The following is a 6,765-nucleotide window of genomic DNA, read 5'->3' as shown; positions in this document are numbered from 1 at the left end:
GCCCCGGTGGTGATGGACGCGGTGTAGGCCGTGGAGGCGGCCAGGTCTGCGTTCGGGTCCAGGGTGACTACTCGGTTGGTGGCGTCGTAGGTCACCCCGGCCGTCACGGCAGCTCCGGCAGCGTTCTTCAGCGTCACGGTGGTGCCGTTGATTGTGGTGGCGTCCATCGCCTTGGAGAAGGTCCCGGTCACATTCGTGTTTACCGCCACCCCGGTCGCCTGGTCGTTCGGGGACACAGTTGTCACCGTCGGCGCCGTCGTATCCCCACCACCCGGCGGTGTGTCCCCAAGATCTATGTGGGCGTGCCAGTACCGGGCGTTGGGGGTGCTCGCGGCCGCCAACACCACCAGGCCTGTCTGACCGTTGACGTTTTGTTTCGTTGATGTGGGGTCGTTGATGTCCGTGTCGGTACTGCTGCTGATGATGGGCGTTCCGGCGCCGGGAGGGAAGGAAACGTTGTCCAGCGGCGACTTCTTGTAGTAGACGGTGCCGCCCTCCTCCGGTGCGACCGCAAACATCCAGACCTGACGATGCTCCTCGTCAATCATGACCATGGGCCGGGTGTGCTCATCCTCCACAGCGCCGAACTGCGCGCTGGTCCATTGGGACCTACCGTCGCGCACCAGGAGCGCCGCAAACGTTTGACCGACGTTCCGGTGGGCTGTCTTGATTGCTGCGTAGAGGCGGCCGCTGCCGTCACTTGTCAGTTGCCTGAGGTTCAGGTGGTCGTTCGCACATCCCCCGGTGCAGTTGTTTCCGCCCCCGTAGGCCACCTCTGTCTGCCACGAGTTCTCCGGCTGACCGTCCTGGTGGATGGCCAGGTAGAACTTCCTGTGCTCCGCCCGCTGGTTGCTCCACATGATTCCGATCTTGTCGCCCTGGAACGACGTGACTGCAGAGATATCGTCGTGGTGCACCTGGGCGTTTGTTGTCGGCAGGACGAACGGAGTTCCCCATGCTGTGTCGCTCGTCGTCGAGTGGTTGACATAGACACGGTTGCTGTTGTCCGCCGAGACGACCGTGTAGGTGACCCACAGCTTGCCGACGGAGTCTTTGGCCACCGTAATCGATTCCGTACTCCCACTGTGAAGGGTGACGGGGAAACCGGCGTCCCGTGAGTAGGTCTTCGTCGAGGCGTTGTAGCTGAAGCGGTGAAGTTGTGCGGACCCTGAAGTCACCGCTTCCTGGGAAGGTGGGGAGCTCCACTCCGATTCCACAGTCGTGCCGGACACGACGTAGAGCTTGCCGTCCTTTGCGTCCCACAGCGCGTCACCGCGCGCACTCGCCCGTGCATCAACAACCGTTGCCGTCTCCTGCCACGCCTGGGTCGCGACGTCGAGCCGGTGGATCTTCGTCGCATTTGCGGACGCGCTCCATAACAGCCCCCACCAGCTCCCATCCTGGAACCAGAGCTTGCTCTGCGCTTTGTCAGCAGTAGGGTTTCTCACGCCGTCGCCTGCGTACGATGGCCCCGGCTTTCCGAGATCGGCTGCCTGGGCGGGGACGGGGAGCGCCACAGTGGCGGCTGCGGCGAGTAGCAGAGCAATGAAAAGGCGTTGCAGACGCATAGTGGTGTCCTCGGGGTGATGTCGGCGACACGGAGGCCGTTTCTTCACCTCCCGGAGGGAACACTTTATGTCTGCTCGCCACATCCTGAACCGCAGCGGAAGCAGATAGGGGAGGCAGGAGGGGGTATTAGGTAGGCAGATACCGTACCCTCCCGCTGGAGTTCAGGGTGTCCAGCAGCACGGCACCCGGCCAGCGGGCCGCCGTCGTACATTTACGACGGCGGCTCCATAGGTGTCGCTGGACTCAGGAACTCTGGTCCACGGCAACCACAATCTTGCCGCGCGTGTGCCCCTCCATGTTCGAGCGGAAGGCGTCCGCGGCCTTGTCCAGCGGGAAGACCTCGGCAACTTCCACACGGATATCCCGACTGTCCACCAGATCGGCGAGTTCCTGAAGGTCGGTTCCCACGGGATTGACCCACATCCAGTCGCCCCCGTGCTGTTCCACCTCACTGTCTGCGATCGAGGCGTGCCGGCCTCCCTCGGCCAGCACCGCCAGCGTGGCGTCGAGATTCCCGCCCACAAAGTCGGCAACAACGTCCACGCCGTCCGGGCGCAGTGCCCGTACGCGCTCCGCGAGCCCGTCCCCGTAGGCAACCGGCTCGGCTCCCAGGGAGCGGAGGAATTCGTGGTTCTTCTCCGAAGCTGTGGCAATAACGCTCGCGCCGAGGGCCACCGCGATCTGGATGCCCAGGGAGCCCACGCCTCCGGAACCGCCGTGGATCAGGACGGTTTCGCCCGCTTTCAGGCCCAGCCGGTTGAGGACCTGGTAGGCGGTCAGTCCGGCCAGCGGCAGCCCTGCCGATTCGTTCCACCCGAGCGAGGCCGGCTTACGGGCCAGGAGCCGCTCCGGCAGCGCGATGTACTCGGCAAAGCTTCCGCCGTGGACGTAGTCCTTGCGGCCATAGGAGATGACCTCGTCGCCGGGCTGGAACTGCCGGGCATCGATGCCCACCGACTCCACTACCCCTGCCACATCCCAGCCGGGGATGGCGGGGAACTCCAGGTCCATGACGGCGTCGAGTCCGCCGGCCATGATCTTCCAGTCCACCGGGTTCACAGCGGCAGCCTTGACTTTGACCAGGACCATGCCGGGCCCCACTTTTGGCATTGGCTGATCGCCGAATTCGAGGACGTCCGGATTTCCGTAAGTTTTGTAAGTAATTGCCTTCATGACTGCCACAACGGCATGGCGGCGCTTCGCTATTCCGGATCCCCGCGCAAAGTGGCGAACCGCACGGGGAGAGGTACGGGCAGCGGAGCAGGCATGGGAATCCGTGCCGCGGCGCGGGCGCGAGACCGTAGACTCGGGGTCATGTCTTATGGGGGGACGCCGGCTCGGCGCATAGGAGTGTTCATGGCTGCGGCCGTTCTGGCCATGCCGCTGGCGGGGTGTGAATACAGCGGTCAGGACGAGCCGCCGGTACCGTCGTCGCCGCCGGCCGCAACGCCGTCGGCCGCTTCCTTCACGGACAACGTCAACGAGGTCACGCGTTTGCTCGACGCTTCCCCTACGGACCCCGGCATGCCGTCGGAGGCTGAACCCGCGGGGAAGCTGTCCCTTGAACTTGCGCCCGGAGACTACCTGGTCACCGGCGCCTGCGCAGGGGTTTACGGGGCCAAGCTCACCGTTGTGAAAGCCGACGGCGTCCCGGAAGCGTCCAGCTTCGAGTGCACCTCCACGCTGGACCGCTTTGTCAGGCACGACGGCGGGCCCCTCACCATCAGCGCCGTGCCGCCCACGGGCAGGCCCGCCGCAACGGGCGTCAAGGTGCAGGTCAACCTTGACCGCAGGGCATCGGAGCTCGAAGACCTTTCAGACTGGGCAGCACAGCAGCTACAACCAGGTTTGCCCGGCGAACTGCGGGGAACCAGCCGCGGGAACACCACCACCACCACCGCCGGCCTGTCGGCCCCGCCGGGCCAGTATGAACTGCACCTGGTCTGTGCCGGACTGCCGGTAGCCGAGCTGTCCGTTTCCACCTGGAAGGGAGCGGAAGTCCTCGCCCCCGTGCAGGTCCCTTGCGGCGGGAGCGTGTTCAAGGCACCGGTGGTGCTGCCCACTGAAGGGGCGGACCTCACGATGGGACCCGGGGGCCTGGACAGCCGGTTCGCATACCGGCTTGTCCCTGCAGGCCAGCCCTGATCTCCGTGCCCGCGACATCCCAAGGCCGCGGAACGGGCTGGGCGTAGGGTGGGAGGCGGACGAAAGGAGCATTTCATGAAGAAAATCCTCATGGTTTTGACCAGCGTTTCCGAGATCGGCGATACGGGAGAGAAGACCGGCTACAACGTGGCCGAGGCTGCACATCCCTGGAAGGTGTTCAAGGATTCCGGGCATTTCGTCGACTTTGCGTCCATCCAGGGCGGCCAGCCGCCGCGCGATGAGGTGGACACGAAAGATCCCATCCAGGTCGCCTTCACGGAGGATGAGACCACCCGCGCCGGCCTCTACAACACGGCCCGCGTGGACGTTGTTGATCCGGAGCAGTACGACGCCGTCTATCTCGTGGGCGGACACGGCACCATGTGGGACTTCCCGGACAGCGAAGGCCTGCAGAACCTGGTGGCCAGCGTCTACAACAACGGCGGTCTGGTGGGCGCGGTCTGCCATGGACCGGCAGGCCTGCTGAACGTGGAGCTGGAGAACGGGCTGCGCCTCGTGGAGGGCCGCAAAATGGCCGCCTTCACCAATGACGAGGAAGTTGCTGCAGGCAAGGACAAGGTCATTCCGTTCTTCCTTGCAGACCGGCTTGAGGAGCAGGGCGCCACCCACGTCTCCGCGGGTGTCTTTGAGGAAAAGGTTGTGGTTGACGAGCGGCTGGTGACCGGCCAGAATCCGGCGTCGGCTGCCGGTGTGGCCAAGGAGATGGAGAAGCTCTTCGCAGTGGTCATCCACCAGGAAAAGGCCGAGGAACAGCACGACGCTGAGGCGCTCCGGGCCGAGAAGGACGCAGTCAAGGCGGCTGCCGCCGCGGAAGCTGAGCAGTAACACCAGCAGGCACTGAAACTGGCGGCCACCCGGATGATGGGGTGGCCGTCAGTTTTGCGTCCGGGCGGCGGCAGCCGGGGTGCAGCCCTAGGCTTGGCCTATGTCTACTGATGAAGAGAAGGACCCGCCCGTCCCCGCTGACGTTGAGGGCAAGATCCCGAAAAAGGTCCACGACAAACCAGTCACGAAAGACGGTGAGGCAGCGGCCGACGAACCCAAGGACTGAAAAGTCCCGCTGCAGAGCGGACACGGGAGCCCTGGCGCGACGTACGTACGTGCCGGGGCTTTCTGTGTTTGGGCGCACGACGGCGGCGCACGGGTTGGGTGCCACCGGTACAGCGGCCCGGGGGCTCAGCCGCGGGGGGCTGTTACGTCCGTTTGTCCGCTAGGAAGGGTCGGTGAACTCGAGTCCGCGCTCTTGCAGCGCGGCTTCGAGGAGTCGAATTGCTCTGGGCCCCACGCCATGCAGGGCGAGCAGCTCACCAGGACCGTGCGACGCCACCTGCGCCAGCGTCGTGATGCCTGCCTGCAGCAGGGCGCTGTTGGCCGGTCGGCCCAGGGGAGGCAGGTCCCCGATCCGTGCCGGGGTGTCTCGGGTGCTCATGAGGAACAGGGTATCGGCCCCGGGATCAGCAGCACCAAAGAGTCCTGCATTAGCCCTTGAGCGGTGGGCGCCGGCCGCCCTACAGTGACAGCCAACGACCACTTCAGGAGAGGCGCCATGTCCCTTGTCCGCGTTCATAATTTCTCGGTCTCCCTCGATGGTTTCGGCACCGGCGAGGGCCAGCAGCTGGACGCTCCCTTCGGCCACGCAGGCACGCGGCTGATGGAGTGGGCCTTCGAGACGCGGACCTTCCGCGCGATCGGCATCCATGGGGAATCGGAAGGATCCTTCGGTACGGACGAGGCTTTCGCCAGCCAGTGGGGACCCGGTGTCGGCGTCGAAATCATGGGGCGCAACAAGTTCGGTCCTCAGCGCGGTCCCTGGGAAGACGAGGACTGGAAGGGGTGGTGGGGCGATAACCCTGTGTTCCACACTCCTGTGGTGGTCCTGACACACCACCCCCGGCCGGTCCTCGAAATGGACGGCGGGACAACCTTCCATTTTGTTGACGCGGACCCTGCCTCCGCCCTGGAACGGGCCCGTGCCCTGGCGCCCGGCATGGACGTCAGGATCGGCGGCGGCGCCAGTACGGTGCGGCAGTTCCTCGAGGCCGGCCTGATCGACCACATGCATTGTGTCCTCGTGCCGATCCTGCTGGGCCGGGGTGAACGGCTCTGGGACGGACTCGAGGGCCTCGAAGAACGCTTTGACATTGAAGCGACTCCGTCCCCGAGCGGGGTGGTGCATCTGGTCTTCACCCGTCGCACGGCGGTGTAGGCGGGGCTCCTCTTCCACTTCCCTGAAGCGGCCGGCCCGAACTGTTGTGGTCAGAGGTCGTGGGGACAAATTTCAGCGCCCGCCAGTTCAGGCCTTCCCTGTCCGTATGAGCGTTGGTCCTCGCTTCCGGCCCAGATGACACCGCCTCCGGGACAGGGCATCACATCGAACGCCCGGCCATCAAGGTGCGCCCGCAGGTGGCGCCCGTCGTCCTCCACCACGTCCCAGCCGGCCGCGGGCAGCGCTGTCCGATAGTGCTGCAACACATCGACGCCTCCCGGGAGCACAAACCAGCGGGTACAGCCGGCCACACCGCTCATGCCGCCACCCTTGAATTGGCCGATGTGCTCGATGGAATCGAACACCTCCTGGGCCTCACGGTCTGCGGTGGCCATGGGCTCGCCGGTGCCCTGGGTCACGCATTGCGGAGCGGAAACAAACTGGTTCGCCATCTTCTGCCCCAGCGCCAAGGGGGTGACAACGAACATCCCGAGCAGCATGAGGACCGGGATGGCCACGGCAGTCAGCCGCATCCACGGTTTTGTCGAGAGCATGAGGCCGATCAGGGCAACCACCAGGACCACGCCGAGCGCCAGCCCGGACGGTCCGGCTGCCAACCCCCACGTGAGCCCCTCGAACGCGGATCCGGTGACATCGCCGTACATTGCCATGAAACCGTAGTGGACCAGCACGGCCAGCAGCGCCAGTCCTGCCCCTATGGCGAGCAGCACCGCGGCGGAAACGGTCCGGCCGGTCGCGGGCATGGCTCATTGTATTCCCGGTCCCGTCCGCGAGGCAGGGGGACGAAATCCCTGGCCTGCTCC

The 6,765-nt window shown here is 65.4% G+C and carries 8 protein-coding genes; 4 read left to right on the top strand and 4 right to left on the bottom strand.

What is annotated here, in order from left to right; translation table 11 throughout:
* The coding region (locus tag IEX43_RS19720) for an Ig-like domain-containing domain (RefSeq protein WP_188813903.1) at positions 1–1,448 on the bottom strand (1,448 nt) is incomplete at its 3' end.
* Positions 1,449–1,812: 364 nt separating this feature from the next.
* Positions 1,813–2,742 (bottom strand): NADP-dependent oxidoreductase, encoded by a 930-nt coding sequence (locus tag IEX43_RS19715; RefSeq protein ID WP_188813901.1) that lies wholly within the window; start codon positions 2,740–2,742, stop codon positions 1,813–1,815.
* A 183-nt stretch (positions 2,743–2,925) separates the two neighbouring features.
* Here IEX43_RS19715 and IEX43_RS19710 point away from each other — a divergent pair, with 183 nt between their 5' ends.
* The 3 genes from IEX43_RS19710 (at position 2,926) to IEX43_RS20480 (ending at position 4,786) form a co-directional block, all read left to right on the top strand.
* Positions 2,926–3,714: a hypothetical protein gene (locus tag IEX43_RS19710; protein WP_188813899.1), complete on the top strand. Its 789-nt coding sequence runs from the start codon at positions 2,926–2,928 to the stop codon at positions 3,712–3,714.
* Between the two features lie 75 nt (positions 3,715–3,789).
* Positions 3,790–4,560 (top strand): type 1 glutamine amidotransferase domain-containing protein, encoded by a 771-nt coding sequence (locus IEX43_RS19705; RefSeq protein ID WP_188813897.1) that lies wholly within the window; start codon positions 3,790–3,792, stop codon positions 4,558–4,560.
* 100 nt (positions 4,561–4,660) lie between these two features.
* The gene (locus IEX43_RS20480; protein WP_268238385.1) at positions 4,661–4,786 is read left to right on the top strand and encodes a hypothetical protein; all 126 of its coding nucleotides are present in this window, start codon (positions 4,661–4,663) and stop codon (positions 4,784–4,786) included.
* Between the two features lie 159 nt (positions 4,787–4,945).
* On the opposite strand, the gene IEX43_RS19700 is transcribed toward IEX43_RS20480, so the two are convergent.
* A complete protein-coding gene (locus IEX43_RS19700; protein WP_188813895.1) occupies positions 4,946–5,164 on the bottom strand; it encodes a helix-hairpin-helix domain-containing protein in 219 nt (72 codons plus the stop codon).
* A 117-nt stretch (positions 5,165–5,281) separates the two neighbouring features.
* On the opposite strand from IEX43_RS19700, the gene IEX43_RS19695 reads away from it, so the two are divergent.
* Positions 5,282–5,941, top strand: coding sequence for a dihydrofolate reductase family protein (locus tag IEX43_RS19695; protein WP_188813893.1), 660 nt, complete (start codon positions 5,282–5,284; stop codon positions 5,939–5,941).
* Between the two features lie 50 nt (positions 5,942–5,991).
* Here IEX43_RS19695 and IEX43_RS19690 read toward each other — a convergent pair whose 3' ends face one another.
* Positions 5,992–6,705, bottom strand: a complete 714-nt coding sequence (locus tag IEX43_RS19690; protein WP_188813891.1) for a hypothetical protein — start codon at positions 6,703–6,705, stop codon at positions 5,992–5,994.
* Positions 6,706–6,765: the final 60 nt, after the last annotated feature.

It is taken from the genome of Pseudarthrobacter polychromogenes (assembly GCF_014644495.1).
Lineage (GTDB): Bacteria > Actinomycetota > Actinomycetes > Actinomycetales > Micrococcaceae > Arthrobacter > Arthrobacter polychromogenes.
The sequence above is the reverse complement of the archived record's forward strand: the minus strand, read 5'-3'. Positions and strand labels throughout refer to the sequence as shown.